At 69.8% G+C, this 21,953-nt stretch carries 24 protein-coding genes; 10 read left to right on the top strand and 14 right to left on the bottom strand.

Going from position 1 to position 21,953, the window contains the following annotated elements:
- Window positions 1–16: 16 nt before the first annotated feature.
- The 8 genes from QSK25_RS11070 to QSK25_RS11105 all read left to right on the top strand — a co-directional run bounded on the left by QSK25_RS11070 (window position 17) and on the right by QSK25_RS11105 (window position 8,251).
- Entirely contained in the window at window positions 17–1,006 is a 990-nt protein-coding gene (locus tag QSK25_RS11070) for an ABC transporter permease (protein WP_502881830.1), read from the top strand.
- Window positions 1,003–1,773, top strand: a complete 771-nt coding sequence (locus tag QSK25_RS11075) for an ATP-binding cassette domain-containing protein (protein ID WP_285637436.1) — start codon at window positions 1,003–1,005, stop codon at window positions 1,771–1,773. Before QSK25_RS11070 ends, QSK25_RS11075 begins: the two co-directional genes overlap by 4 nt.
- The gene (gene iolC / locus QSK25_RS11080; RefSeq protein ID WP_285637439.1) at window positions 1,770–2,702 is read left to right on the top strand and encodes a 5-dehydro-2-deoxygluconokinase; all 933 of its coding nucleotides are present in this window, start codon (window positions 1,770–1,772) and stop codon (window positions 2,700–2,702) included. The genes QSK25_RS11075 and iolC overlap by 4 nt, the downstream gene beginning before the upstream one ends.
- Window positions 2,699–3,604, top strand: a complete 906-nt coding sequence (locus QSK25_RS11085) for a Cgl0159 family (beta/alpha)8-fold protein (RefSeq protein WP_285637443.1) — start codon at window positions 2,699–2,701, stop codon at window positions 3,602–3,604. Before iolC ends, QSK25_RS11085 begins: the two co-directional genes overlap by 4 nt.
- Window positions 3,601–4,488 (top strand): 5-deoxy-glucuronate isomerase, encoded by an 888-nt coding sequence (gene iolB / locus QSK25_RS11090; protein ID WP_285637446.1) that lies wholly within the window; start codon window positions 3,601–3,603, stop codon window positions 4,486–4,488. Before QSK25_RS11085 ends, iolB begins: the two co-directional genes overlap by 4 nt.
- Window positions 4,485–6,338 carry a 3D-(3,5/4)-trihydroxycyclohexane-1,2-dione acylhydrolase (decyclizing) gene (iolD, locus tag QSK25_RS11095; RefSeq protein WP_285637449.1) on the top strand — a complete coding sequence of 618 codons (1,854 nt, stop codon included), beginning with the start codon at window positions 4,485–4,487 and terminating at the stop codon, window positions 6,336–6,338. The genes iolB and iolD overlap by 4 nt, the downstream gene beginning before the upstream one ends.
- Before the next feature lie 52 nt (window positions 6,339–6,390).
- A complete protein-coding gene (locus tag QSK25_RS11100; RefSeq protein ID WP_285637451.1) occupies window positions 6,391–7,170 on the top strand; it encodes a pentapeptide repeat-containing protein in 780 nt (259 codons plus the stop codon).
- 85 nt (window positions 7,171–7,255) lie between these two features.
- The gene (locus QSK25_RS11105; protein ID WP_285637454.1) at window positions 7,256–8,251 is read left to right on the top strand and encodes an NADH:flavin oxidoreductase/NADH oxidase; all 996 of its coding nucleotides are present in this window, start codon (window positions 7,256–7,258) and stop codon (window positions 8,249–8,251) included.
- A 73-nt stretch (window positions 8,252–8,324) separates the two neighbouring features.
- On the opposite strand, the gene QSK25_RS11110 is transcribed toward QSK25_RS11105, so the two are convergent.
- Window positions 8,325–8,513 (bottom strand): DUF3073 domain-containing protein, encoded by a 189-nt coding sequence (locus QSK25_RS11110; RefSeq protein ID WP_191297952.1) that lies wholly within the window; start codon window positions 8,511–8,513, stop codon window positions 8,325–8,327.
- A gap of 173 nt (window positions 8,514–8,686) precedes the next feature.
- Here QSK25_RS11110 and QSK25_RS11115 point away from each other — a divergent pair, with 173 nt between their 5' ends.
- Window positions 8,687–9,547: a DUF8083 family protein gene (locus QSK25_RS11115; RefSeq protein WP_285637459.1), complete on the top strand. Its 861-nt coding sequence runs from the start codon at window positions 8,687–8,689 to the stop codon at window positions 9,545–9,547.
- Here the strand turns inward: QSK25_RS11115 and QSK25_RS11120 are convergent.
- Genes QSK25_RS11120 through QSK25_RS11140 form a run of 5 tightly spaced genes read right to left on the bottom strand, consistent with a single transcriptional unit; the run spans window position 9,490 to window position 13,639 of the window.
- Window positions 9,490–10,671, bottom strand: coding sequence for an MFS transporter (locus QSK25_RS11120; protein WP_285637461.1), 1,182 nt, complete (start codon window positions 10,669–10,671; stop codon window positions 9,490–9,492). The two genes, QSK25_RS11115 and QSK25_RS11120, sit on opposite strands and share 58 nt — an antisense overlap.
- A 43-nt stretch (window positions 10,672–10,714) precedes the next feature.
- On the bottom strand, window positions 10,715–11,284 hold the full coding sequence (locus tag QSK25_RS11125; RefSeq protein WP_285637463.1) for an RsiG family protein: 570 nt from the start codon (window positions 11,282–11,284) through the stop codon (window positions 10,715–10,717).
- Between the two features lie 60 nt (window positions 11,285–11,344).
- On the bottom strand, window positions 11,345–12,169 hold the full coding sequence (locus QSK25_RS11130) for a beta-keto acid cleavage family enzyme (RefSeq protein WP_285637467.1): 825 nt from the start codon (window positions 12,167–12,169) through the stop codon (window positions 11,345–11,347).
- 28 nt (window positions 12,170–12,197) lie between these two features.
- Window positions 12,198–13,259, bottom strand: a complete 1,062-nt coding sequence (gene ygfZ / locus QSK25_RS11135) for a CAF17-like 4Fe-4S cluster assembly/insertion protein YgfZ (RefSeq protein WP_285637469.1) — start codon at window positions 13,257–13,259, stop codon at window positions 12,198–12,200.
- Window positions 13,256–13,639, bottom strand: coding sequence for a Fur family transcriptional regulator (locus QSK25_RS11140; protein ID WP_502881831.1), 384 nt, complete (start codon window positions 13,637–13,639; stop codon window positions 13,256–13,258). The genes ygfZ and QSK25_RS11140 overlap by 4 nt, the downstream gene beginning before the upstream one ends.
- A gap of 72 nt (window positions 13,640–13,711) precedes the next feature.
- Here QSK25_RS11140 and QSK25_RS11145 point away from each other — a divergent pair, with 72 nt between their 5' ends.
- A complete protein-coding gene (locus QSK25_RS11145) occupies window positions 13,712–14,554 on the top strand; it encodes an aminodeoxychorismate lyase (protein WP_285637474.1) in 843 nt (280 codons plus the stop codon).
- A gap of 4 nt (window positions 14,555–14,558) precedes the next feature.
- Here the strand turns inward: QSK25_RS11145 and QSK25_RS11150 are convergent, their stop codons facing one another.
- The 8 genes from QSK25_RS11150 to QSK25_RS45360 form a co-directional block, all read right to left on the bottom strand.
- On the bottom strand, window positions 14,559–17,093 hold the full coding sequence (locus QSK25_RS11150) for a glycosyl hydrolase family 18 protein (RefSeq protein WP_285637476.1): 2,535 nt from the start codon (window positions 17,091–17,093) through the stop codon (window positions 14,559–14,561).
- Window positions 17,094–17,179: 86 nt separating this feature from the next.
- Window positions 17,180–18,046 carry a 5-oxoprolinase subunit C family protein gene (locus tag QSK25_RS11155; RefSeq protein ID WP_285637478.1) on the bottom strand — a complete coding sequence of 289 codons (867 nt, stop codon included), beginning with the start codon at window positions 18,044–18,046 and terminating at the stop codon, window positions 17,180–17,182.
- Window positions 18,043–18,630, bottom strand: a complete 588-nt coding sequence (pxpB, locus tag QSK25_RS11160) for a 5-oxoprolinase subunit PxpB (RefSeq protein WP_285637480.1) — start codon at window positions 18,628–18,630, stop codon at window positions 18,043–18,045. Before pxpB ends, QSK25_RS11155 begins: the two co-directional genes overlap by 4 nt.
- Before the next feature lie 542 nt (window positions 18,631–19,172).
- The gene (locus QSK25_RS11165) at window positions 19,173–19,784 is read right to left on the bottom strand and encodes a heme-binding beta-barrel domain-containing protein (RefSeq protein ID WP_285637482.1); all 612 of its coding nucleotides are present in this window, start codon (window positions 19,782–19,784) and stop codon (window positions 19,173–19,175) included.
- Between the two features lie 335 nt (window positions 19,785–20,119).
- Entirely contained in the window at window positions 20,120–20,419 is a 300-nt protein-coding gene (locus QSK25_RS11170; protein ID WP_285637484.1) for a DUF1416 domain-containing protein, read from the bottom strand.
- A 5-nt stretch (window positions 20,420–20,424) separates the two neighbouring features.
- A complete protein-coding gene (locus tag QSK25_RS11175; protein ID WP_285637486.1) occupies window positions 20,425–21,270 on the bottom strand; it encodes a sulfurtransferase in 846 nt (281 codons plus the stop codon).
- A gap of 31 nt (window positions 21,271–21,301) precedes the next feature.
- The gene (locus QSK25_RS11180; protein WP_285637488.1) at window positions 21,302–21,739 is read right to left on the bottom strand and encodes a DUF4395 domain-containing protein; all 438 of its coding nucleotides are present in this window, start codon (window positions 21,737–21,739) and stop codon (window positions 21,302–21,304) included.
- A gap of 72 nt (window positions 21,740–21,811) precedes the next feature.
- Window positions 21,812–21,889: a putative leader peptide gene (locus tag QSK25_RS45360; protein WP_352235731.1), complete on the bottom strand. Its 78-nt coding sequence runs from the start codon at window positions 21,887–21,889 to the stop codon at window positions 21,812–21,814.
- Window positions 21,890–21,953: the final 64 nt, after the last annotated feature.

Raw genomic sequence — 21,953 nt, forward strand, 5'->3', positions numbered from 1 at the left:
GGGCAAGCCGAGGGCGATGGATCAGCTGATCAAGCGCCCCGAGATCGGCGCGATGCTCGGCGCACTGCTCGTGTTCCTGTTCTTCTCCGTGGTCACCGAGCAGTTCCTGAGCGTGGGCGGCGCGGCCACCTGGCTGGACGACGCCTCCATGCTCGGGATCATGGCGGTCGCGGTGGCACTGCTCATGATCGGCGGCGAGTTCGACCTGTCCGCCGGCGTCATGACCGCGTCGACCGCGCTCGTCACGGCTCTCCTCGCCACCCAGCTCGGACTGAACGTCTGGCTGGCGTTGCTGGTGTCGCTCGCCTTCGCGCTGTCGGTGGGCGCGCTGAACGGCTGGCTCGTGATGCGCACGGGCCTGCCGAGCTTCATCGTGACGCTGGGCAGCTTCCTCGCGCTGCAGGGCCTGAACCTCGGCATCACGCGCCTGGTCACCGGCAGCGTGCAGGTCTCGGGCATGCGGGAGACCGCCGGCTACGAGTCGGCGGGCTTCCTGTTCGCCTCGACGTTCCAGATCGGCGGCACGAGCTTCTACGTGTCGATCATCTGGTGGGTGCTGTTCACCGTGGTCGCGTCGACGTTGTTGATGCGCACCAGGTTCGGCAACTGGATCTTCGCGATCGGTGGCGCCGCGCAGAGTTCGCGCGCGGTCGGCGTGCCGGTCGTGCGGTCCAAGATCCTGCTGTTCATGACCACGGCGTTCGCCGCGTGGCTGGTCGGCTCGATCAACATCCTGCGATACGCGAGCGTGCAGGCGAACCAGGGCATCGGCCTCGAGTTCCAGTACATCATCGCGGCGGTCATCGGCGGCTGCCTGCTCACCGGTGGCTTCGGTTCCGCGGTCGGTGCGGCGATCGGCGCGCTGATCTTCGGCATGGCCCGGCAGGGCATCGTCTACGCGGGCTGGAACAGCGACTGGTTCCAGCTGTTCCTCGGCGTGATGCTGCTGGCCGCCGTGCTGGTGAACAACATGCTGCGCCGCCGCGCGGAAAGGGTCAGGCGATGACGTCACTCATCGAGACCGAGAACATCGGCAAGACCTACGGCAGCGTCATCGCGCTCAGCGACGTGTCCACCGTGGTCAACGCGGGTGAGGTCACCTGCGTGCTCGGCGACAACGGCGCCGGGAAGTCGACCCTGATCAAGATCCTGGCCGGTGTCCACCAGCACGACCAGGGCTCGTTCCGGGTCGAGGGCGAGGAGATCCGCTTCTCGTCGCCGCGCGAGGCCCTGGACCACGGCATCGCGACCGTCTACCAGGACCTCGCGGTGGTGCCGCTGATGTCGGTGTGGCGCAACTTCTTCCTGGGCTCGGAACCCACCACGAAGTTCGGGTTCCTGGACCGCAAGAAGGGCAAGGAGATCACCAAGAAGGCGTTGTCCGACATGGGCATCGACCTCCGCGACGTCGAACAGCCCGTCGGCACGCTCTCCGGCGGTGAACGGCAGTGCGTCGCCATCGCCCGCGCCGTGCACTTCGGCGCCAAGGTGCTGATCCTCGACGAACCGACCGCGGCGCTCGGCGTGAAGCAGGCCGGTGTGGTGCTGAAGTACGTGGCCCAGGCCCGTGATCGTGGCCTCGGCGTCGTGCTGATCACCCACAACCCGCACCACGCCTACCCGGTCGGCAACCGGTTCCTGCTGCTCAAGCGGGGCCGCGCGCTGGGCTCGTACGAGAAGTCCGAGATCGACATCAACGAGCTGACCAAGCAGATGGCCGGCGGTGCCGAACTCGAGGCGCTGGAGCACGAGCTGCGGGGTGTCGAGGCGTGACGTCCCTGGAAGTGCTGACCGTCGGCCGGGTCGGGGTGGACCTCTACCCCGAGCAGTCCGGGGTCCCGCTGGCCCGGGTCAGCACCTTCGCCAAATCGCTCGGCGGCACCGCGACCAACGTCGCGGTCGCCGCCGCGCGCCTCGGCCGCCGGGCCGGTGTGCTCACCAAGGTCGGCCCGGACGGGTTCGGCACGTACGTCCGCGAGGCGCTGGAGAGCTTCGGCGTCTCGTCGCAGCACGTCGGCACCTCGCCGGACCTCCTGACGCCGGTGGTGTTCTGCGAGCTCAACCCGCCCGCCGACCCGCCGTTGCTGTTCTACCGGCTGCCGATCGCGCCCGACCTCACGATCTCCGAGGACGACGTGCCGTGGTCGGTGGTGCGGGACGTCCCGTTGTTGTGGGTCACCGGCACGGGCGTCTCCGCCGAGCCTTCCCGTGGCTCGCAACGGATGATGCTGGCTTCACGGGCCCGCCACGGCCACACCGTGCTGGACCTGGACTACCGGCCGATGTTCTGGCCCGACGTCGAGACCGCGCGCGCCGAGATCGGCTGGATGCTCGACCACGTCACGGTCGCCGTCGGCAACCGGACCGAGTGCGAGGTCGCGGTCGGCACGTCCGACCCCGACGAGGCCGCGGACCGGTTGCTGGCACGTGGGATCTCGTTGGCGCTGGTGAAGAAGGGCGCTGACGGCGTGCTCGTGGCCACGCCGGAGGGACGCTGGACGGTCGCCCCGAACCCGGTCGAGGTGGTGTGCGGACTCGGTGCCGGCGACGCGTTCGGCGGGTCGTTGGTGCACGGCCTGCTCTCCGGCTGGGACCCGGTCAAGATCGCCCGCTACGCCAACGCGGCCGGCGCGATCGTGGCGTCCCGGCTGGCCTGCGCCGACGCGATGCCGGACCAGGAAGAGATCGAGGAACTGCTGTGATCACCGATGGCCAGTGGCGCGAGTTGTTGTGGCGGCGGGCGGAGGACCCCGGCTCGATCCGGCGGGCCTACCAGTCCCGCAAGCGCCGGCACTCCTTGCTGAACGGCAAGTCCACGCTGTTCCTGGTCGCCGCGGACCACCCGGCCCGCGGCGCGCTGGGCGTCGGCGGCGACCCGCTCGCGATGGCCGACCGCCGCTCGTTGCTGTCCAGGCTGCTCACGGCGCTGGCCAACCCCGACGTCGACGGGGTGCTCGGCACGCCGGACGTGATCGAGGACCTGCTGCTGCTGGACGGCCTGAACGACCGCGTGGTCATCGGTTCGATGAACCGCGGCGGCCTCGCCGGGGCGGACTGGGAGATCGACGACAGGTTCACCGCGTACGACGCGGCGTCCATCGCGACGTTCGGCCTCGACGGCGGCAAGATGCTGCTGCGCCTGGTCGACTCGGACCCCGGCACGATCCCGACCCTGGAAGGCTGCGCGCGGGCCGTCACCGAACTCGCCGAGCACGGCCTGATGGCGATGGTCGAGCCGTTGCCGTACAAGCGCGACCACAACGACAAGCTGGTGCTGCAGAAGGATTCCGCGGCTCTCTCGCGGGCTTCGGCCGTGGCCGCCGGGCTGGGCGCGACCTCCGCGTACACCTGGCTGAAGCTGCCCGCGCCGGAGGAACCCGAGGTCGTGCTGGACACCACGGCGTTGCCCGCGCTGGTGCTCGGCGGCGTTCCGTCCGAACGGCCGGAGGACGACCTCGAGTCGTGGGGACGCTCGCTCAAGCACCCGACCGTGCGCGGGCTGGTCGTCGGTCGCGCGCTGCTCTACCCGCCGGACGGTGACGTCGCCGCCGCGGTCGCCGCCGCCGCCGAAATCCTCCGCACCGCGAAGGGACCCACGGAATGACGCTGCACCGTCCACACGGGACTCTCTCGACCGACACCGACGTCGTGTGGCTGACGCCGGAGGACGCGGAGTGGACCTACACCGGTCTGCGCGTGCTGCGGATCGAGCCCGGCTGGGTGCGCACCGTCGAGACCGGCGAGTTCGAGGCGTTCGTGCTGCCGCTGGCCGGATCGCTGACGGTCGAGGTCGACGACGAGCGGTTCGAGCTGCAGGGCCGTGACTCGGTGTTCACCCGCGTCACGGACTTCGCCTACGTGCCGCGCGACGCCTCCGTCCGACTGTCCTCAGAGGACGGCTGCGAGATCGCGCTGCCGATGGCGCGCTGTGAGAACCGCCTGACGCCGAAGTACGGTCCGGCCGAGGGCGTCCCGGTCGAGGTGCGCGGCTCCGGCAACGCCACCCGCCAGGTCACGAACTTCGGCGTCCCCGGTGTCTGGGACCACGCGGACAAGCTCAACGCGTGCGAGCTGATCACCCCGGACGGCAACTGGTCCTCGTACCCGCCGCACAAGCACGACGAGTCCGAGCCGTGCGAGGTGAACAACGAGGAGATCTACTACTTCCGGATCGCCGACCGCGACGGCGTCACGCCGTCCAGGACAGGATTCGGGTTCCACCGCACCTACACCGACGACGGCACGATCGACGAGGACGTGACCGTGCGCGACGGCGACGTCTTCCTGATCCCGCGCGGCTACCACGGTCCGTGCGTCGCGGCGCCGGGCTACCCCATGTACTACCTGAACGTTCTCGCCGGTCCGGGCACCGAACGCTCGATGGCGTTCTGCGACGACCCGGCCCACACCTGGATCAGGGACAGCTGGGCGACCCAGGAACTCGACCCGCGCTGCCCGGTCACGACTGCCGAGGGGCGGACCAAGTGAGGCTCACGACCGCGCAGGCGCTGGTCCGCTGGATGCTGGCGCAGCGCACCGAACTGCAGGACGGCACCACCGCACCGCTGTTCCCCGGGGTGTTCGCGATCTTCGGCCACGGCAACGTGCTCGGCCTCGGCAACGCCCTGGAGGAGGTCCGCGACCGCCTCCCGGTGTGGCGCGGCCAGAACGAGCAGGGCATGGCGCTCGCGGCCGTCGGCATCGGCAAGGCCACGCACCGTCGCCAGGTCGGCGTCGCCACGTCGTCCATCGGCCCCGGCGCGCTGAACATGGTCACCGCGGCCGGCGTCGCGCACGCCAACCGCCTGCCGCTCCTGCTGCTGCCCGGCGACACGTTCACCGGCCGCGCGCCCGACCCCGTCCTCCAGCAGGTCGAGCACTTCCACGACCCGACCGCGACGGTCAACGACGCGTTCCGCGCGGTCAGCCGCTACTTCGACCGGATCACCAGGCCCGAGCAGCTGCTCTCGACGTTGCCGCAGGTCGCGCGCGTCCTGACCGACCCCGCCGACTGCGGCCCGGTCACGCTCGCGCTGCCGCAGGACGTCCAGGCCGAGTCCTGCGACTTCCCCGACGCCCTGTTCGCGCCGGTCGTGCACCGCCCGTTGCGGCAACGCCCGGACCTGACCGCACTGACCGAGGCCGCGACCGCGATCCGCAACGCCACCAAGCCACTCCTGGTCCTCGGCGGCGGCGTCCGCTACTCGGGCGCGGCGGGCCGGGCTCTGCGGTTCGCCGAGCAGCACAACATCCCCGTCGTCGAGACCACGGCGGGCCGCACGCTCGTCCCGCACGAGCACCCGCTGCACGCCGGTCCGCTCGGCATCACCGGCTCGACCTCGGCCAACGTCCTCGCGGGCGAGGCCGACGTGGTGATCGCCGTCGGCACCCGCCTGCAGGACTTCACCACCGCGTCCTGGACCGTCTTCTCCCCGGACGCGCACCTCGTCTCGCTGAACGCGGCCCGCTTCGACGCCGTGAAGCACGGCTCGTTCGCCCTGGTCGCCGACGCCGACGAGGGCCTGCGCGAACTGACCGACGCCCTCGCCGACTGGCAGGCCCCGGCGACCTGGTCCGCCCGTGCCGAAGCCGAACGCACGAAGTGGGACGCCCACATCACGTCCCTGCGCACCCCTGGCGCCGGCCTCCCGACGTACGCGCAGGTCGTCGGTGTCGTGAACGACGTCAGCGAGCCCACCGACTACGTCATGACGGCGTCCGGCGGCCTCCCCGGCGAACTGATCGGCGGCTGGCGCGCGACCGGCGAGTCCACGATGGACGTCGAGTACGGCTTCTCCTGCATGGGCTACGAACTCGCCGGTGCCTGGGGCGCCGCGATCGCCCACACCCGGGGCGTCGTCACCACGCTGCTCGGCGACGGCAGCTACCTGATGCTGAACTCCGAACTGTTCAGCGCGGCCTTCGCGGGCCACGGCTTCGTCGCCGTCGTCTGCGACAACGACGGCTTCGCGGTGATCCACCGCCTCCAGACGGGCCAGGGCGGCGCGGGCTTCAACAACCTGTACGCCGACTGCACCACCTCCCACGCCGAACCGCCGCGCACGGACTTCGCGGCGCACGCGGCGGCGCTGGGGTGCGCGGTGTTCGCCGTGGACTCGCTCGCCGACCTGGAAGGCGCTTACCGCAAGGCCCGCGAGGTGGCCGTGGCCGAGCACCGCCCCGCCGTGGTCGTGATCCGCACGCACCCGTCGTCGTGGACGGAGGCCGGGGCGTGGTGGGAGGTCGGTGTGCCGGAGGTCTCACACCGCGCGGAGATCGCCCAGGCCCGTGAGGACGTGCTCGGAGGCAAGGCCAAGCAGGTCCGCTATCTGAGCTGAACTCCAACAGCGGATACCGCGACACCGAGGACTGTGGCGAAGATGGCCTGCAGTGAACAAGCGGATGTTCCGGCTCGGGGCCGTCGCCCTGGTCGTACTCGGTGTCGCCCTGGTGGTGCCGCAGGCCTCTCCGCGATCGATGGTCTTCGGTGGACTGCTGGTCGTCGCGGGGGCCGCGCTGGCCTGGCGCCAGGTCAGGGACGGCCAGTTCGTCGACCGCTACCGCAGGGCGATCGAGCTCCTCGGCAGTGAGCTCACCGAGGACCGGATCGAGGGACTGGGCCTGCTCGACCAGATCGCGAAGGACTCGGCGCGCAGCCGTCCGCTGGTGGACGACACGGTGTCCGACTTCCTGCGCGACCGCTCACCCTGGCCGACCGAGGAACCGCCGTCCGGTGACCGCCCGGACGTCGAGGCCGCCCTCGCGCTCCTCACCCGCTGGCCCGCCGTGGGGCTCGACCTGTCGCACGTCGACCTGCGCGGCGCCGAACTGGGCAAGCTCGAACTCGCGGGTGCGGTGATCCGCCGGTCCAACCTCACCGGCGCGCGGCTGCTCGGCACGTGCCTCGACGGGTGTGTGCTCGACGCCAGCGAACTGCGGGACGCGGACCTGCGCGGAGCCTCGTTGCGCAACGCCTCGCTGCGGGTCGCGTGCCTCGAGGGAGCAGACCTCCGGGCCGCTGACCTCACCGACGCCGACCTGCGCGGCGCCGACATGCGGGCAGTCAACCTGGACAAGGCGGCGCTGGCGGGCGCCAGGGTCAACCGCGGGACGCTGTGGCCGCCCAACTTCACGCCGGCCCGCGTCTCCGCGTCGCTGTTCACTGACTGAGACGCCCCACACGCCGGGAACAACCCGCCTGCGCCGTCCCTTGAACGATTCGTCAGGACTCGAACGTTCTCAAGGGAGCCCCGAAGTGAGCCAGCTCTTCTCCCCGTTGACCCTGCGCTCGGTCACGTTGCCCAACCGCATCGCGGTCAGCCCGATGTGCCAGTACTCGGTGTCGAAGGAAGACGGCGTGCCCACCACCTGGCACCTCGTGCACCTGGGTTCCCGGGCGGTCGGCGGAGCGGGTCTCGTCATCGCCGAGGCCACCTCCGTCGAGCCGCGCGGCCGGATCTCGCCGCAGGACACCGGCATCTGGAACGACGAGCAGGTCGAGGCGTGGAAGCCGATCGTGGCGTTCATCAAGGAGCACGGCGCGGTGCCCGCGATCCAGCTCGCGCACGCCGGTCGCAAGGCCATCGGCGACTGGGTGCCGGTGTCGTCCACGACCGAGTCGTTCCCCGGCGGCAACCAGCCGGAGAAGCTGACCGGCACGTCCGAGATCGTCAAGGCGTTCGTCGACGGCGCGCTGCGGGCGCGTGAGGCGGGCTTCGAGGTCATCGAGATCCACGCCGCCCACGGCTACCTGCTGCACCAGTTCTACTCGCCGCTCACGAACGAGGGCAGCCTGGAAGAACGCATCGCCCTGAGCGTCGAGGTCACCGCGGCCGTCCGCGCGGCCGTCGGTCCCGAGGTGCCGCTGTTCGTCCGGATCACCGGCAGCGACTGGGTCGAGGGCGCGTGGACGTCCGACGACAGCGTCGTGCTGGCACAGGCGCTCAAGGCCGCGGGCGCGGACCTGATCGACGTGTCCAGCGGCGGCATCGTGGCGCACGCGGACATCCCCGTCGGCCCCGGCTACCAGGTGCCGCTCGCCGAGGCGGTGCGACGCAAGGCAGACGTGCCCACGGGTGCGGTCGGCCTGATCACCGAGGCGGTTCAGGCCGAGAAGATCGTGACGGACGGCTCCGCCGACCTGGTCCTGCTCGCGCGCGAACTGCTCCGCGACCCGTACTGGCCGCTGCACGCGGCACAGCAGCTGGGTGTGGAGGTCAGGGCGCCGAAGCAGTACGCCAGGGCGTTCTGAAAAAGCCCTCAGAGTTCAAGGGCTGGGCGCCGGGGTTACCGGATGCCCAACCCTTGAACTCCGAAGGCTGAATTCAGCGACGGTAATCGTCGTAGTCGTCGTACGGGTCGTCGTGTGGCTCGTCGCCACCACCACTCCCGTTCGCCGACCTTTCATCAGTCGACAGCTCGCGCTGCAACGCAGCGAAGTCGGTCTCATGAGAGCTGTATTTGAGCTCCCTGGCGACCTTCGTCTGCTTGGCCTTCGCTCGGCCGCGCCCCATGGCTCGACCCCCTCGCACAGGGACGGGGGCGGCCGGGGGAACGGCGGCCCCACTCGTCTCGACAACTGATTCCTGGTAACTACCGTACCGTGCCGATGGGGTTCCTCGCGACGCGGTAGGCATGAGACGTACCGCCGAATCTCGCGGTGGCCCCCGAGTGGAAGGATGCACAGGTGCCAAGACCGTTCGTCGCCTACCTACGGGTGTACGAACCGTTATCTGTGTTGGACGCACCGCTAGCCTCCAAGGTGGAAAAAGCCCTGGAAGCAGGCCCCGTCCCCCGCTCGGAGGCAGGCGAGAGGGAACGGGAGCTGTGGTTGCGATCACAGTTGGGACAAAAGCTGCTCCCGGGCGAGTCGTTCGACGTGATGACGATCAGTCCGGCCGAGGTGCCGACCTCGGAGGCCGCGCGCGTCGGGCCCGGTCCGCTCGTCTGTCCCCTCGACCTCCGGGCGCGCTCCGCCGCCGCTCTGGTCGGCTTCCTGGCCACCGCGCCGCCGATCCTGCAGGACGCCGCCCTCGACCTGAGCGCCGAAACGGTCCGGGCGCGCGCGTCCGCCGTGATGGCCGAACTCTCCGGTGGTGCGGTCCACGTGATCTCCACGACCTGGACGGTCCCGCTGCCGTGGTTCGCCCTCGTCGACCCCGCCCAGCGCCGCGTCGTGCTGGCGAGCGCCCAGGACGACCCGGAACGGCAGGTGTCGTGGCGCGTGGCGATGGCGGACGCCCGGCGCAGGGTGGCGAGGGCGCACAAGATCGTCAAGGGCTCCCTGGGCGACGAGGGGCCCGCCAAGATCCTCGCCGACACGGGCCGCTGGCTCGAGCACTTCCACCCGCACTCCGCCGTCGAACTCGACTACGGCGGCCTCGTGCAGCTGATGCAGGACAAGGACCTGCTGGAGGACAGCTCGGCGGCCGACGTCAACGCCATCGTCGACGCCCTCGAAGCGGACGACGCCGAGGAGGTCGCGCTGCGCTACGAGGCGTTGCGCGAGTTCTGGGCGGAGCTCGCCCGCAGGGAACGCCACGGCTGAAGCAGCACCCTCGCGGTCACGGCCGCGATGGCCGCCAGCGCCATCGCCGCCGGCCAGCCCACCGTCACCGCCACGAAGCTCGCGACGAACGGGGTGACCGCCGCGCTGAGGTAGTTCGCTGAGTTCTGCATGGCGATGGCGGTGGCGCTGCGGCCCTCCGGCGCGAGCTCACCGGCTTCGGTGACCGCGAGCCCGTTCCAGCACAGCGCGAGCAGCGAGGTCGGCACCAGCGTCGCGACCAGCACCGGCAACGGCGCCTGGTCCAGCGCCGCGACCAGCACGAACCCCACCGCGGTGAGCAGCGAGACGATCTTCAGCGGTCCGACCCGGCTGCGCGCGCGGTCCGACCACACCCCGGCCGCCAGCCGTCCGGCTCCGCCGAGCACCTGGGCCACGGCGAAGACCGCAGCGGCCGCCGTCACGCTCATGCCGCGGTGTTCGTGCAGCAGCGGCACGGTCAGGGCCGTGGCGGTGAACTGGGGCACCACCAGCAGCCCACTGGCGAGCGACAGCCGGAGCAGCCGGGGGTCCCTGAGCACCAGCCCGTGGTCCGACCCCGCCCGGACCGCGCCGGGTGGTTCCCGGACCAGCAGGGCCACCGCGAGCGCCACGAACGCCGTCACCCCCGCCAGCACGACGAACGCGACCGGCACGCCCGACGAGATGGCGATGCCGGGCAGGACGGCCGCGGTGAACGCCGCCCCGAGCGGGGTCGCCGTCTGCCGGACGCCCATCGCGAGCCCGCGCGACTCCTTGCTGAACCACGACATCACCGCGCGCCCGCTGGCCGCGTTGACGCTGGCCCCGAACAGGCCGGCGCCGAGCAGGGCGAGCCCGGCGATCCAGGCGTTGCCGAGCGCGACCGACAACAGGCACGCGGCGGCCCCGACACCACCGATGGTCATCACGAGCCGTTCGCCACGCCGGTCCGCGACGACCCCCCACGGCACAAGAGCGATCATCGTGCCGAGGTTGACGGCGCCGAGCAGCAGCCCGACCTGGGGCAACGTCAGCGAGAAGTGCTGCTGGAGCTGCGGGCTGATGGCGGGCAGACCGAGGAAGACGGCCGCGTTCGTGCCCTGCGCCAGAGCCCCGATGCACAGAACGACCCAGCGGTACCCCATGAGGGCACGCTAGGTCGCCTGTTCAGAAAGTGGAACTTCCGTCTTATCTCTTGGGACGGTGGTGGCCGCGCTCCGCAGCCAGCAGCTCGTCCACCGAGGCACTCCCGCGCTGGTAGCGCGAGGCGATCTCGGCGTTGAGCTTGTCCACCACCACCTGCACCTCACGCCGGCGCACCGACACGGACGCTTCCTCCGAGATGAGCGTCTCCAGCACCTCGCCGAGCTTGGGATCGGCCAGCGAGCTCACGTCGGAGAGGTCCACGTCGGAGATGAGCGCCTCGACGTGCCGTTGATGCGCATCAGCCCGTGACGGCTCATGGGTCTGGTAGCGACCGAGACCGGTCGCGGGACCCACGGCGTTCGTGGAGAGAATCGTGGCCAGCTGCTCTACGACGGCCGAGCCACCGGAGCTGCGACGCTCCTGCTCCGCGCGCACGATGTCGATGCGCGCGTGCAACAGCCGTCGCAGGTAGGACAGATCTGTCTCTTCCTGCGCAGCCTCGTCGCGGAGTTCGCGCACCTCGACGAGCGGGCGCTGCTCGACGCCCTCCGTGTAGTCGGGGGCGAGCACCCTGTCGATTCGGCGGCGCCCGCCAGGACGCACCTCGATCACGTGTCCATCCTGCGGTAGATCCTCCTCACCCGCCAACACATCCCATGCACCAAACTTGTCTCAAATGTGCACGCCCAGGAGCTTTCGCGCCTCGTCCGGTGTCAGAGCGGGTCGCTGGGCGATCTTGGACAAGCCCGCGGCACGTGCCACGAGCTGTGCGTTGTCCCGCACCGGCACCCCCCGCGAGTAGCTCACGGTGTCTTCCATACCCACTCGGAGGTGCCCACCCGCACCCAAAGCGGTGAACATCACGGGCAGGGTCGTCCTGCCGATCCCCGTGGCGGAGAACGTCGCGCCGTCCGGCAGCGCGTTCACGGCGGCGACCAGCGTCGCCGCGTCACCGGGCATGCCGCCGGGCACACCCATCACGAAGTCGACGTGCACGTGCCCGCCGGCGGGCAGGCCGTGCTGGTCCAGCAGGCGCTTGAGCGACGCGAGCTGCCCGATGTCGAAGATCTCGTACTCGGGCACGATGCCGCGTTCCTGCATGCCCTTGTGCAGGGAGACGATGAACTCCCAGCGGTTCATGAACACGTCGTCGCCGAAGTTGACGGTGCCCATCGTGCAGGAGGCCGAGTCCGGTGCCGCCTCCAGCACGCGCAGCCGATCGGCCTCGGGGTCGTGCACCGAACCGCCGGTCGACAGCTGCACGACGAGGTTGGTCTCGCTGCGCAGGGCGTCGACGGTGGCCTTCAACCGGCCGAGGTCCAGCGACGGCTTGGTGTCCTCGCCACGGATGTGGACGTGGATCATCGCCGCGCCGACCTGCTCGCAGCTCTGCGCCGTCGAGACCAGCTCTTCCAGGGTCACCGGAAGCTGCGGGACGTCGGCTTTCGCGTGCTCCGCTCCTGTTGGAGCGACAGTGATGAGCGTGCCCAGGGACATGTCCCGGGACTTTAGCGGTCCGCCGGGGTCATCCCCTCAGGTTGCGCACCGCTTCGCGGCCCAGTCCGGGGGTGTCCGCGGGCACCGAGTCGGGGTCGATTCGTGCCGGAACCTCCCGTTCGGGGGCTCCCGCGAGCAGTTCGGCGTCGACCGGCACGGACCGCTTGACCAGCGCCAACGCGATCGGACCCAGCTCGTGGTGCTGCACCACACTGCCCACTCGGCCCACCGCGCGGCCGTCCAGCGTGACCGGGTCACCGGTCTCCGGAGTGCCGTCCGCAGAACCATCCAGGTGGAGTAGGAGCATCCGCCTGGGCGGGCGTCCCACGTTGTGGACCTTGGCGACCGTCTCCTGGCCGCGGTAGCACCCCTTGTTCAGGTGCACGGCCGGGTCGATCAGGCCGACCTCGTGCGGGATCGTGCGTTCGTCGGTGTCGACGCCTTGGCGTGCGCGCAGCGACTCGACCCGCAGCGCCTCGAAGGCGAAGCTGCCGGCCGGGCGCGCGCCCGCGTCCGTGATCCGCTGCCACCACGCCGCCTTCTCGGCGCGCGGGACGAGCAGGTCGAACGAGTGCTGACCGGGCCACGACGTGCGGCGCACGAAGCCCTCGCCGAGCACGTCGGCGTCGGCCGGCACCGGGACACCGAGCTTCTCCAGCACCGCGGGTGCGTCGGGTCCGGTGATCGTCAGCAGCGCGAACTCCGCCGTCGCGTCGCGCGGCTCGACCTTCGACCAGAAGACCATCTTCTTCAGGTACGCGAGCAGGTCGTCGACCTTCTCCACGTCCAGGAACACGGTGCCGCCGACGTTCGCGACGACCATGTGGTGCTCCAGGCGGCCCTGCGCGTCCAGGATCAGCGCCTCGGTCGCCGCGCCCTCGCCCAGCTGCTCGAAGTGCTGGCTGGTGAGCTGGTGCAGCCACGTGAGCCGGTCCACGCCCGGGATCGCGATGACACCGCGGTTCGAGCGGTCCACCACGACCACCGAACGGGCGGCCGAGCGCTGTTCGGCGAACGGGTCCCCGTAGTGCCAGGCGACGCCGGCGTCGGTCGTGTCGTCGGGCGGCGGGACGGCTCCGGGGAGAGTCACTCGGTCTCCTGGTTCAAGCAGTCGCGGCACGTGCCGGACAGGGCGAGGTGGGTTGCATCAAGTTCGAACCCGTCTCGCGCCCGCAATGTTCCGACCAACGGGTCGAGAAGCTCACACGGGATCTCCTCCACCGAGCCGCACACGTGGCACACGAGGTGCACGTGCTGGTGGTCGTCGACCGAGTAGCTCGGCGCACCGTGGCCCAGGTGCGTGTGCCGGACCAGCCCGAGCCGGTCGAGGAGGTCGAGCGTCCGGTAGATCGTCGTGATGTTGACCGTCGGCGCCGTCTCCTGGACGCGCTGACAGATCTGCTCGGGCGTCGCGTGTTCCAGCGACCTGACCGCGTCCAGCACGAGCTGACGCTGCGGCGTCATCCTCATGCCGCGGTCGTGCAGTGTTTTGCGCAGCCCTCTTGCGGTCTCCACACCACCGATGTTAGTAGGCTCGCTCACATGCGCGTGCTGGCACTGCTCGACGGAACCCTCGCTGACCCCGACTCGCCGCAGATCCGCGTCGAGGACCTCGGGCTCATGCGCGGTGACGGCGTGTTCGAAACGATCCTCGTGGTCGACGGGAAGCCCCGCGAACTCACGCCCCACCTGGACCGGCTCGACCGGTCCGCGGCCATGCTCGACATGCAGCCCCCGCCGCGGGCGGAGTTCGAGCGCGCGGTCGAGCTCGTCATCGGCAACTGGGCCGGCGGCGCGGAGTTCGCCCTCAAGCTCGTCTACACCCGCGGCGTCGAGGGCGGCGACGGCACGCCCACCGGCTTCGCGCTGGGCATGGAGATCGGCGCGAAGGTGTTCAAGCAGCGCGCCGAGGGCCTGTCCGCCGTGACGCTGGACCGCGGCATCGACGCCGACCTCGCGTCGCGCGCGCCGTGGCTGCTGCTGGGCGCCAAGTCGTTGTCGTACGCGATCAACATGGCCGCGTTGCGCGAGGCCGAGCGCCGCGGTGCCGCCGAGGTCGTCTTCACGACGTCCGACGGCTCGGTGCTCGAAGGCCCGACGTCGACGTTGATCCTGGTCCGTGGCAAGACCCTGGTGACGCCGCCGTCCGAGCTCGGCATCCTGCCCGGCACCACCCAGTACGCGTTGTTCCGCGCCGCCGAGCGCGCCGGCTGGACCGTCTCCGTGGAGCCGATCCAGACCAGCGAGCTCTACGACGCCGAGGGCGTGTTCCTGGCTTCCAGCGTCCGCAAGATCACGCGGGTGAACGTGCTGGACGGCAAGCAGCTGGCCGACTCGTCGGCCCTGCTCACCGAGCTGCAGGGCCTGTACGAGTCGGAGTACTGATCTTCTAGCGGAGACCCGCGTCGACCGCGGCCATCAACGGGCCGCGGTCACCCGACATCTCCCAGAACATCGCGCCCAGCAGGTTCTTCGACTTGAGCCACGCGGTCTTCTTCTGGATCGACCAGGCGTCGTCGAAGGTCCACCACTGGTTGCCGGTGTAGCAGGACGTCGCGACCGCCACCTCGTCGTGGAAGACGGTGCAGTTCGGCACCGACGCGACGAGGTTGGCGTACCCGCGCGTGCCCGCCTCCTCGGGGAACTGCCCGGGAGCCGCACCTCCCGCGGTCTGCCACTCGCCGTTCTTGCCGCCGTTGGCCACGTTCTGCCAGCCACGCCCGTAGAACGCGAGCCCGAGCGTGATCTTGCGGGACGGCACGCCCGCGTCGAGGTAGGCCTGCACGGTGCTCTCGACGCTGAACTTGGTGGTGTACGGGTCGTCCGGGTCCGGGTAGAGGTTGCCCTGGTGGCCGGTCCGGTTCGGCTCCCACGAGTTGTCGCTGCCGGAGCCGTGGAAGTCGTAGCCCTGGACGTTGAGGATGTCCATCGACTGCGCGACCCGCCCGAGTTCCCACCCGGCGTCGATCTTGCCGGGGTCGGCCGGGGTGAACGCGGTGAGCTGGTAGCGCTTGCCGGTCGTGGTGCTGTAGGCGTCCATCTGCCGGCGGAACTCCTCGATCAACAGGGTGTTGTTGACCTTGTCCTGAGGCCCGAAGTGGTTGCCCGCGTGGCCTTCCGCGCCCGGCCACTCCCAGTCGAGGTCGAAGCCGTCGAAGATGTTCGCCGCCGTGCCGGGGCCGCCCGCGCCGTTGTAGACGGGCAGGTTTCCCTTGAGGTAGATGTCGATGCACGACGCCACGAACTTCTTGCGCGCCGCGTCCGTCGCCGCCACGTCGGAGAAGTACTTGGAGTACGTCCACCCGCCGAGCGAGATCAGCACCTTGAGGTTCGGGTGCCGGGCCTTGAGCTTCTTGAGCTGGTTGTAGTTGCCGCGCAACGGTTCCCAGCCGCTGTCCGCCACACCGTCGACGGATTGCGCCGCGCTCATCGGCCTGCTGTAGTCGGCTTCCGCGTCGCCCGCGCCGTCACCCTGGTTCGGGTCCTGCGGGTTCGGGCTCGTGCCCTTCGTGACGCCGTGCAGACACGTCAGGTTGACCGGGTCGATGTTGCCGAACGCGTAGTTGACGTGCGTCATCTTCGCCGCGTCCATGTCCTTCACGAAGTACTGGCGTCCGTAGATGCCCCACTGCACGAAGTACCCGACACGGGCATAGCCGCCGACGATGTCCCCCGTGCGTTCGTTCAGCGCGTTGCTGGGCTGCGAGACGTTGTCGTAGACGTCCCTCGCCCGGACGGTGAACGTGTAGTCGGTCGACGGCGAGAGGCCCGCCACGACCGCGGTGGTGCCGGTGACCGTCGTTTTCAGCGTGCTGCCCACGTAGACGTCGTAGTTCGCGACGCCCCTGTTGTCCGTGGAGGCGTTCCACGCCAACGTGATGCTGCCCGCGTCCTTGGCCGTCGCCCGCAGGTTGCCCGGCGCGGACGGCGGCGTCGTGTCGTCGGCGGGGTTGTTGGTGGTGACGCTAAGGGCGTTGCTCGCGGGGCTTTGTGTGCCCTTGGAGTCCTTGGCCCGCACCGTGAACGTGTACGCGGTGTTCGGGTTCAGGCCCGTGACGGTCGTGGACGTGGTGGTGGAGGTGCCCACGACGTTCGTGCCGCTGTAGACGTCGTAGCTCGAGACGGGCAGGGACCCCGGCATGGAGGCGTTCCACTGCAGGCTGACCGTGCGCGTGGTCTTCGACGGCGACGTGAGGTTCGTCGGCGCGGTCGGCGGGGTGTCCGCACTACCGTCGCAGTTGGCGTTGCTGATGCGGCACGTCACCGGGTCGACGTTCTGGCTGATGGAGAACGTCGGGCTGTACGGCTCAGTGCTCGCACCGGGGTTGATGGTCTTGTTGTAGAAGGCGGGGGTCACGGTGACCTGGTTGCCGTTCTGCGCGACCGTGCCGTTCTGGCCGTTGCTCACCGTCACGCCGCTGGGCAGCGTGAACTGGATCGACCAGTCGCTCACGGCCGCACTGCCGTGGTTGCGCACGACGAACTTCGCACTGCCACCGGCGACCGAGTACTCGGCGGTCAGCCCGGTCGGAGGCGGCGGCGCGGTGCCACTGCCGTCGCACGCCATGTTGTTGATGGTGCAGGCGGTCGGGTCCACCGCCTGGGTCATCGTGAACGTGGGGCTGTACGGCTCGGTGTTGCGCCCGGCCGGCAGGTTGTTGATGTAGAAGGCGGGAGTGAGCGTCACCCGCGTGCCGTTCTGGGTGATCGTCGCGTTCTGCGGGTTGCTCGCGGTCACCCCGGCGGGCAGGTCGAACTTGACCGACCACCCGTTGAGCGCGGCCGTGCTCGCGTTGGCGACCACGAACTTGCCCGTGGTGCCGGAGCGCGAGAAGGTCGCGGTGATGCCCGTGTCGGCCTGTGCAGGGACCGCCAACGCGAGGAGCGCGACCAGACTTGTTAGCAGGGCAGGGATTCGGCGCATGCGGAACTCCAGTTTGGTAGAGATTCCGCGGCGGCCTGGACGTTACGGTATTTGGTCTGGACCACTGACGTCAATGGCCTTCGAGCTCAGTCGACGGGCTTGAACCGGACGGTCGTCCCGGGTCGCGCCTGCCCGAGAAAGTGCAGGTGGTGGTGGTCGACGACGCCGATGACGGGATAGCCACCGGTCGTCGGGTGGTCGTTGAGGAACACCACGGGCTGCCCGTCCGGCGGCACCTGCACCGCGCCGGTGATCATCCCTTCGCTGGGAATCTCCCCGTCACGACGATTCAGCTTGGTGCCGTTGAGCCTCGCGCCGACCCGGTTGCTGCGGTCCGACACCGTCCACACGCCTTGCCGCAGCTGGGTTTCGGCGTCCTCGAACCAGTCGTCCCTCGGGCCGAGCCGGATCGGGATGACCAACGTTTGCAGCGCCTGTGCCGGTGGCACGACATCCGCGTGATTCGGTTGCCCCGGTGTCCCAAGTCGTAGGACGTCGTTGTCCCGCAACGGGTCTGGACCGATTCCGCTGAGCAGGTCGGTGGACCTGCTGCCCAGTTCCTCCTCCGCGTCGATGCCGCCGGAGATGGCGACGTACGTGCGCAGCCCGGTTGCCGGCGTGCCGATGCTGACCGTCCGGCCGGGGGCGAGGTGGAGCGGCTGGTGCGAGTCTTCGAGCCTGCCGTCGACGCGTACCTCTGTGCTCGGCCCGGTGACCGCGATCGTGCAGGCCGTCTCGGTCCGCAGTTCCGCGCCGCCGAGGAGCAGTTCGAGTCCGGCGGCGCCTTCCTCGTTGCCGACGAGGCGGTTGGCGAGCTTGAGGCTCTGCTGGTCCAGTGCGCCTGACGGCGGTACGCCGAGGTGGGCGTTGCCCGGCCTGCCGAGGTCCTGGACCAGTGCCTGGGGGCCGGTCTTCAGGATGGTGACGGTTCTGGTGCTCGTGTTCCCGCTCATGCGATCACGAACCTGACCTGGTCGCCCGGCTGCATGAGGGCCGGGGTCTCGGCCTTGGCGTCGAACAGGGTGATCTCGGTGCGGCCGATGAGCCGCCAGCCGCCCGGTGTCGACCTCGGGTAGGCGGCGGTGAACTCGCCGGCGATGCCCACCGAACCCTGCGGCACCTTGGTCCGCGGCGAGTCGAGCCTGGGCTGCCGGAGTTGTTGCGGGAGCCCGGTGAGGTAGGCGAAGCCGGGGGCGAAGCCGCAGAACGCGACCTCGTAGGTGGCGGCGGTGTGCTGCTTGACGACGTCGTCCGGGGTGGTGCCGGCGGTTTCGGCGACCATGTCCAGGTCGGGGCCGTCGTAGATGACCGGGATGGTGATCTCGCGCGGGGTCGTCGGCGGGACGTTGGCGAGGTCGACGGTCCTGAGGACGTTCCTGACCTCGGTGAGCGCGCCCTTGACCAGGACTGTTCGTGCCGCCGGGACGAGTTCCTCGATGCCGTCCAGGTGCTGGAGGGCCGCGCGGACGGCCGCCACCTCGCTCAGGGAGTCGACCTCGACCAGGAGGGCGTCGGTTCCGCAGCGCCGCAGAAGCATGCGCCCATGTTACGGGGAATCGTGGGATTGTTGAACAATCCGACACGCGGATCGTTGAACGATCCTGCGATCTGGTGGGTTGGGGCTGGTTCGGTGGGTCCGTGAGGGTGCCTCACACACCTGCTCTGGGGCTCCGGCTCCGGCACCGACTTCGGATCTCCGGCTGCGGCGCCTGCTTCAGGCCTCCGGCCGCACCGCCTGCTCCAGATTTCCAGTCGTAGCGTTCGCCCCGGACCTCCGGCCACAACGCCCGCTTCGGATCTCCAGCCGCAGCGCCGGCTCCGGACCTCGAGTCGTGGCGTCCGCTCCAGGCCTCCGGCCGCGGCGTCGGCTCCGGGCCTCCGGTCGCGGCATCGGTTCCGGACCTCCAGCCGAAGGCACCTGCCGAAGGCCCATCGGTGCCTCATGCCCCCGGTCCGGCGAGCCTCGTGTGCTGCTCCTGACCACCCTGCGCCCTGTCGGCCGGGCTCAACAGGCGTGCACCGGATCGCCGGATCGTTCGACGATCCGGCGATCCAACAGCCCGAAGGCTGCCCGGCGAGCTAGCCGACGATGCGCTTGAGGTGCGCCGAAGCGTGCGGCTGCATGTCCTGCCCGACCATGGCGCGCTCCTCGACGTACGCGAGGTCGCCGTTCACCACGCCGTACAGGCGCTGCGCGGCCTTGACCTCCTTGGCCGTGGCGGAGCGGATGACGGCGTCCGTCTCGAACTCCCACGACGTCTGCGTGCGCACCTTGCCGTAGTACAGCTCCACGACACCCGTGTTGTGCGTCAGCAGCAGCTCGATCGAGTCGTCCGCCTGCGGTCGCCAGAAGCCCTGCTCGCGTGCGGCCGGGCGGATGACCTCGCCGGCCTCGTTGAGCAGCCAGGAGCGTGCCTCGTACACGAGGAACGGCCGGCCGTCGTGGGCGAACGTGATCTGCTGGCCGAAGCGGAACGGGCCCTCGATCGTCGGGTAGACGATCTCGCCCTCGCCTCGCCAGACACCCACCAGGGGGAGGACGCCCAGCAGCGCGTCGTTCAGGTCCGCGCCCTCGCGGAGGTTCGCCGTGTCGCCCGGGATGGGCATGTCGGCGAACTGCGGGAGGTTGCGTTCCCTCGTGGCGGCTGCGCGTTCCTCGGCCAGGCGGATGGCCTCGTCGCCGCTGCTCATCGCTGGTCGGAGTAGAGGCGGTAGACGACGTAGCCGGCGAACCACATAACGGCGATCGTCACTAGCACCAGGAGTCCGGTGAAGATGTGTTCCACGGGGAGAGGATATCTCGGGTGGGTTGACGTGCAGGGTTGTGGTGGTGGACGACACCGGGCCGGGGGCGCCTGGGGTGGTTGCGGGCGGCCTGTCGCGTTGGTGGGGTGGCTTCACCGCCCCACCCGACCTGTTCCAGGAAAGACGGCTCGCCGTCGACTTCGCACGTGGAAGACCCCGGCACGGGGAAGGCCCCGGCGGTGAGACACCGCCGGGGCCCTCGTCATACCGACCGGGTCAGGTCAGGCGACCGCGATCTCCACCGCGTGCACGCCGGGGCCGGAGGCCGACACGTCGGCCTGCCCGTTGCCGGAACGGTGCAGCGCGCGGACGGTCCAGCTGCCCGGTGCGGCGAAGAAGCGGAAGTCGCCCTCCGGGGAGGTGACCACCTCGGCGGTGAACTCGCCGGTGGAGTCGAGCAAGCGGACGAACGCGCCGCCCACGGGCGTGCCGGAGGACAGGACCTTGCCTTCCAGCACCGTCTCCGTCGTGGAGACCTCGATCGTGCCGCCCTGAGCGGGGGCGCCGCAGCCGTTGGTCATGGTGATCAGGCCTCCTTGCCGGAACCGAGCTCGATCGGCACGCCGATCAGCGAGCCGTACTCCGTCCAAGAACCGTCGTAGTTCTTGACGTCTTCGTGGCCGAGCAGCTCGCGCAGGGCGAACCAGGTGTGCGAGGAGCGCTCGCCGATGCGGCAGTAGGCGATGGTCTTGCGGCTGCCGTCGAAGCCCGCCTCGGCGTAGAGGGCGCGGAGTTCGTCGTCCGACTTGAAGGTGCCGTCCTCGTTGGCCGCCTTGGACCACGGGACGTTCACCGCGGACGGGATGTGGCCACCGCGCTGCGCCTGCTCCTGCGGGAGGTGGGCCGGGGCGAGGAGCTTGCCGGAGAACTCGTCGGGGGAGCGGACGTCGACGAGGTTCTTGTTGCCGATGGCGTCGACGACCTCGTCGCGGAACGCGCGGATCGACAGGTCCTGCTCCTGCGCGGTGTAGGAGGTGGCCGCGCGGACGACCTCTTCCTTGTCGAGCGGGCGGCCGTCGAGCTCCCACTTCTTGCGGCCGCCGTCGAGGAGCTTGACGTTGGTGTGGCCGTAGAGCTTGAAGTACCAGTACGCGTAGGCCGCGAACCAGTTGTTGTTGCCGCCGTAGAGGACGACCGTGTCGTCGTTGGAGATGCCCTTGGCCGAGAGCAGCTTCTCGAAGCCCTCGCGGTCGATGAAGTCGCGGCGGACCGGGTCCTGCAACTCCGTCTTCCAGTCGATGCGCACGGCGCCGGGGATGTGGCCGCCTTCGTACGCGGTGGTGTCCTCGTCGACCTCCGCGAACACGACGCCGGGCGCCTGGAGGTTCTCCTCGGACCAGGCGGCCGAGACCAGCACGTTCTCACGGCTCATGGGAAGTTGCTCCTGTTAGTAGTGCGTGTGTCTATTGCGGTCGAGCGAGGGCAGGTACGTACCTGCGCAGAACGAGGTACATCTCGCACCCGAGGCACAGGCCCAGCGCGGCGTTCAGGAGCGCTGCCACCAGTGCCAAACCGGTCGCCACCATGCCGAGCGTGGTGAGGCCCGTGGCGTAACCGAGGGTGCCGATCAGGGCGAAGACGAAGCCGACGCCTTGCGCGAACCGCAACGGGGCGGCTTCCTCGCGTTCGGTGGTCGGGGTCAGGCGGGGCTGGATCGCGTAGCGGTAGACGTGACCCCACGGGTTCAGCTTCAACGAGATGAACGCGCACATCGCGAAGAGCACCGTCTGGGCGGCGAGGAGACGCCACCAACCGGTGAGCAACACGATCGCGAGGATGACGGTGGTCATCCAGGCGGAGAAGCGCGGTCCGCGCGGGTCTACAGGGGAGTCTTTGAGCACGACGACCTCCGGGCAAACGGACGAGAGGAAATCAGTCCGGCAGAGGTAGCTGGTGGGCGTCAAGCAGCCCAGTCAGCTCGTCGTGCGACACAGGCTGCTGCGCACGCGGCACAGGTCAACCGCGCGTCGCTTCGTGAGCAGCATGGTCATGGCAGCGAGGGTAGCCCTCAATCCCTCGGTGCGGGAGGTATGTCCATCTGGTGGAACAACGCAG

Origin of the sequence: Lentzea sp. NBRC 102530 (assembly GCF_030269365.1) — a bacterium.
Classification (GTDB): Bacteria; Actinomycetota; Actinomycetes; order Mycobacteriales; family Pseudonocardiaceae; genus Lentzea.

What these genes read in the sequence shown, in the direction of transcription:
- QSK25_RS11070 (WP_502881830.1), top strand. Translation starts at nt 17, where the DNA reads ATGGATCAGCTGATCAAGCGCCCCGAGATCGGCGCGATGCTCGGCGCA.
- QSK25_RS11075 (WP_285637436.1), top strand. Translation starts at nt 1,003, where the DNA reads ATGACGTCACTCATCGAGACCGAGAACATCGGCAAGACCTACGGCAGC.
- iolB (WP_285637446.1), top strand. Translation starts at nt 3,601, where the DNA reads ATGACGCTGCACCGTCCACACGGGACTCTCTCGACCGACACCGACGTC.
- QSK25_RS11110 (WP_191297952.1), bottom strand. Translation starts at nt 8,513, where the DNA reads ATGGGGCGCGGCCGAGCGAAGGCCAAGCAGACGAAGGTCGCCAGGGAG.
- QSK25_RS11120 (WP_285637461.1), bottom strand. Translation starts at nt 10,671, where the DNA reads ATGGGGTACCGCTGGGTCGTTCTGTGCATCGGGGCTCTGGCGCAGGGC.
- QSK25_RS11130 (WP_285637467.1), bottom strand. Translation starts at nt 12,169, where the DNA reads ATGTCCCTGGGCACGCTCATCACTGTCGCTCCAACAGGAGCGGAGCAC.
- QSK25_RS11140 (WP_502881831.1), bottom strand. Translation starts at nt 13,639, where the DNA reads ATGAGGATGACGCCGCAGCGTCAGCTCGTGCTGGACGCGGTCAGGTCG.
- QSK25_RS11145 (WP_285637474.1), top strand. Translation starts at nt 13,712, where the DNA reads ATGCGCGTGCTGGCACTGCTCGACGGAACCCTCGCTGACCCCGACTCG.
- QSK25_RS11150 (WP_285637476.1), bottom strand. Translation starts at nt 17,093, where the DNA reads ATGCGCCGAATCCCTGCCCTGCTAACAAGTCTGGTCGCGCTCCTCGCG.
- QSK25_RS11155 (WP_285637478.1), bottom strand. Translation starts at nt 18,046, where the DNA reads ATGAGCGGGAACACGAGCACCAGAACCGTCACCATCCTGAAGACCGGC.
- pxpB (WP_285637480.1), bottom strand. Translation starts at nt 18,630, where the DNA reads ATGCTTCTGCGGCGCTGCGGAACCGACGCCCTCCTGGTCGAGGTCGAC.
- QSK25_RS11165 (WP_285637482.1), bottom strand. Translation starts at nt 19,784, where the DNA reads ATGAGCAGCGGCGACGAGGCCATCCGCCTGGCCGAGGAACGCGCAGCC.
- QSK25_RS11170 (WP_285637484.1), bottom strand. Translation starts at nt 20,419, where the DNA reads ATGACCAACGGCTGCGGCGCCCCCGCTCAGGGCGGCACGATCGAGGTC.
- QSK25_RS11175 (WP_285637486.1), bottom strand. Translation starts at nt 21,270, where the DNA reads ATGAGCCGTGAGAACGTGCTGGTCTCGGCCGCCTGGTCCGAGGAGAAC.
- QSK25_RS45360 (WP_352235731.1), bottom strand. Translation starts at nt 21,889, where the DNA reads ATGACCATGCTGCTCACGAAGCGACGCGCGGTTGACCTGTGCCGCGTG.